At 62.0% G+C, this 3,418-nt stretch carries 4 protein-coding genes and 1 pseudogene; 1 reads left to right on the top strand and 4 read right to left on the bottom strand.

Translation table 11 applies throughout. From position 1 onward, the window contains the following. Positions 1 to 618 (bottom strand): ABC transporter permease (locus B3187_RS00745; RefSeq protein ID WP_286804204.1); only part of this gene is annotated, 618 nt, incomplete at its 3' end. A gap of 1 nt (position 619) precedes the next feature. Beyond that, positions 620 to 1,357 carry an ABC transporter ATP-binding protein gene (locus B3187_RS00740; protein WP_286804203.1) on the bottom strand — a complete coding sequence of 246 codons (738 nt, stop codon included), beginning with the start codon at positions 1,355 to 1,357 and terminating at the stop codon, positions 620 to 622. 33 nt (positions 1,358 to 1,390) lie between these two features. On the opposite strand from B3187_RS00740, the gene B3187_RS00735 reads away from it, so the two are divergent. Beyond that, positions 1,391 to 2,011 carry a DUF3299 domain-containing protein gene (locus tag B3187_RS00735; protein ID WP_286804202.1) on the top strand — a complete coding sequence of 207 codons (621 nt, stop codon included), beginning with the start codon at positions 1,391 to 1,393 and terminating at the stop codon, positions 2,009 to 2,011. 147 nt (positions 2,012 to 2,158) lie between these two features. Here B3187_RS00735 and B3187_RS00730 read toward each other — a convergent pair whose 3' ends face one another. Both B3187_RS00730 and B3187_RS00725 read right to left on the bottom strand, forming a co-directional pair. Continuing rightward, positions 2,159 to 3,154, bottom strand: a complete 996-nt coding sequence (locus tag B3187_RS00730; protein ID WP_286804201.1) for a CobW family GTP-binding protein — start codon at positions 3,152 to 3,154, stop codon at positions 2,159 to 2,161. An 84-nt stretch (positions 3,155 to 3,238) separates the two neighbouring features. Next, a pseudogene (locus tag B3187_RS00725) lies at positions 3,239 to 3,418 on the bottom strand (group 1 truncated hemoglobin); the annotation flags it as partial.

Genomic DNA, 3,418 nt, shown 5'->3' with positions numbered 1-3,418 from the left:
GGCCAACAGCGTCATATGCACCCGCCGATCTGCGGGCGTACCGGTGGGTTCAAGAATGCCCACTACGGTCATGGGATGATCATCGTGGTGGGTGAAGCTCACCCCGGCACTGCCGTGGGCCACCACCAGCGAATCCCCTAGCCAGTAACCCAGCTCGCGGGCGGCCGCGGCGCCCAGGACCACTTGATCATCGCTGTGGGCGGCAAAAGGCCGGCCCTCGGCAAACACCAGAGGCTGGTCCTGGCCATAGCGGTAACGCTCAAAGTAGGACCAGTGAGTCGCAAACACCGGGAAGCCCTGGACCGCGTCGCCCAGAGCGATCGGCACCGCCCAGTCCACCATCGGGTGGTGCGCCAGGCGCTCAAACGCGTCCGGGCTCAAGCTGGTGCCGGGTTGCCCCATTTGAAACACCGAATAGAGCAGCAGGTTGGTCTGGCCTCCTCGTGGCCCCACAATCAGATCGGTACCGGAGAGGGTCTGCCGGAAGCTGTCCTTGGCCTGATGGCGCAAATGATCGATCCCCAGAAGCAGCGCGACACCGATACTCAGGGCCAATAGCGTCAATGCCACGGTGGTACGACGGTTCCAGAGACTGGCGCGGGCAATCTGAGTCAACATCTCAAAGCTCCTCCCCGATGGATACCCGGGACAGCTCGCGCAGATCCTGCTGGTGGTCGAACGCGGTCGCCAGGGAGCGATCGTGGCTGACAAATATCAGGGTGCTGCCGGTGTCGGCCACCTGGCGGAGCATCACCTCCATAAAGGCGTCCCGGTGGTCACTGTCCAGAGCCGAGCTGGGTTCGTCGGCAAGCAGAATCTCCGGACGGGTAATCAGGGCCCGAGCCACCGCCACCCGCTGCTGTTGTCCGACACTCAGGGTGCTGGCCGGCTGTTCCGCGATTTCCGGGGGTAAACCCAGGGCACAAAGCAGTTCCCGGGCGTGATTACGGACGTCCGATGGGGTCGCCGGGGTGCCGTCCTCCGGTGTGCGGCGGGCGAAATGCGCGGCCAGACACACATTGGCCAACACGGTCAGGTAGGGAATCAGGTTAAACTGTTGAAACACCACCCCGATGTGTCGGGCCCGGAACCGGTCCCGCTGGCGACCGCTGAGGGCGGCCATCGACTGCCCGAGCAGGGTTACCTCGCCCCGCTGTGGCAGGACAATGCCCGCCAGCAGGTTGAGCAGGCTGGTTTTTCCCGCGCCCGAGGGACCGTACAGAAACAGGCGCTCACCGGGCGCCAGACTGAAGTCCGGAATATCCAGTACGGGCGTGTTTTGTCCGGGCCAGGCAAATTGCACATCACGCAGGGCGATGGCCGGAGTCATTGGGGTGTTTTTGTGGTCAGTGTCCATAATCCTGAAAGCTGTTGTTGGAGTTGTTAGAAGATGCGTCGTCCCCGGTACCTGAGCGCGGCATTGATATTCGGTGTCCTATGGACTCTCAATTCGTTCGCGGATTCCCCGAAAACCATCGAGTGGACCGACTTGATGCCGGAGGAGGATCTGCGCCTGCTCGAAACCATGCCCACCGTCGATCACGGCGACCTGAGCGATGAGGAGCTGGCGGAAGACCCCGCCAACCAGTCGCTTCGCCCACAGGATCGGGATCTGGCCGGCGAGGTCGAAAATGCCATCGCCCAGGCCATGGGCGACACCGCCAGTGAGGGTGGCCGCACCTGGGAAGACGCTCTGGTGTCCACCAACACCCGCCCGGAATTCGACAACACCGAGATCCGCCTGCCTGGGTTTATCGTGCCGCTGGAGTTCGACGACGAGATGAACATCCGCGAGTTCTTTCTGGTGCCGTATTACGGCGCCTGCATTCATGTGCCGCCCCCACCGCCCAATCAGATCATTTTCGTGAGCTACCCGGAGGGTTTCCAGCTCGATGCACTGTACACGCCTTTTTGGGTGTCCGGGACCCTGAAGCTTGAGCGCACCGAGAATGATATGGCGCTGTCGGTGTATTCGATGGACGCGGCGGAGATTGTGGAGTACACCGAGTAGTTGGTGTGCGCGTTGAGCGTTTGGGTTACGGCGGGTGCGGGCGGCTTGGGTTACGGCGGATGCGGGCTTCGCCCTTATCCGCCCTACGCAACCCATGACAGGTCGCGTAGGGCGCGGTAAGCGAAGCGCACCCGCCGTTGCCCAAGCTTAAGCAGCCACAACCAATTCTAAGAGAATACGCTCAACGTCATCCGCATCAATCGGCTTATCATCAATCAACTCAATGCGGCTGTCCGGGGTTTCGTCCAGTTCGCTGACGCTGACCACGTCGTCCTGACCGTTGAAACTGAATATACCGTCCCCGGTAATCATCACCGCTTTGACCCGCGCAACGCTCAAGCCATTGAGCCAACTGAACAGGCGGTCATAGTCGAATTCCCAGTCCGGGGTGAACACCCAGCCTACGCTGAAGTGCCCTTGGCCCTGATTGACTCGCCGGGCCATGACTTCGCCGTCCGGTAAAAAGGCCAGGGTTTCCACTGGCGCGGTGGGCGCCTTCAGAGGGTTGTTCTGGTGAAGGTGCGGGTGGTGTAACGGCCGCCCCGAACGCGGGCAGTCCAACCAGGCGGGATCAATGGCGCCCTGACCCACCCGCTCGACCAAGGCCTTGGGCGGTGACGCCCCAGCCGCCAGTGCCTCCCATCGCGTCCAATCGGACTGCGCGCACAGATCCTGTTTGTTGGCGATCAGTACATCGGCGATGGCGATCTGATCCTGAAAGTGTTCGTTGTCGGTGTAGCGGCTGTCGGCCAGCTTACGCGGGTCCACCAGCGTCACCGTCGCCCGTACGTCCAGTACCTGCTGGTAAAAGGGGCCGGTCAGTGTCGACATGATCTGCGCCGGATGTCCCAGACCAGTGGGTTCTATCAACAGCCGGTCCGGGCGCTCCCGCCCTAACAGTTGATTGAGCGCCACGGTCATGGGCAGTCCCGCCACGCAGCAGATGCAACCGCCGGGCACTTCCCGCACTCTCGCGCCGCCGTCGCGCAGCAGGGCACCATCAATTCCAACTTCACCAAACTCATTGACCAACACCGCCCAGGTTTCCCCGGTCGGTTTGTGGCGCAACAGGTGCTGAATAGCGGTGGTTTTACCCACCCCCAGAAAGCCGGTGATGATATTGGTGGGCACGGCGGTGGTCATGGCGTGATCGCGCTCCTGCTCATTCGTGAAAATGTTACGTTATAACACTTCCTGGCCGGAGCGCAATCGCCGGTTCGGCCGCCGTCAGTGATAGACCACGTCTTCGTAGTCCTGGGCCAGGCGGGCCAGCAGGCGGTTCTGGGTCGGCGTCGCCACCCCCTGCGCTTCCATCGCCTCGATCAACAACTCGACGATGGTATTGAACTCGGTATCGGTGTACTGATGGCCGGCGTGGACCACCCGCATGGAATCGCCGGTGTAGTC

This window comes from Marinimicrobium sp. UBA4209, from assembly GCF_002381585.1.
Taxonomy (GTDB): Bacteria; Pseudomonadota; Gammaproteobacteria; order Pseudomonadales; family Cellvibrionaceae; genus Marinimicrobium; species Marinimicrobium koreense.
The sequence above is the reverse complement of the archived record's forward strand: the minus strand, read 5'-3'. Positions and strand labels throughout refer to the sequence as shown.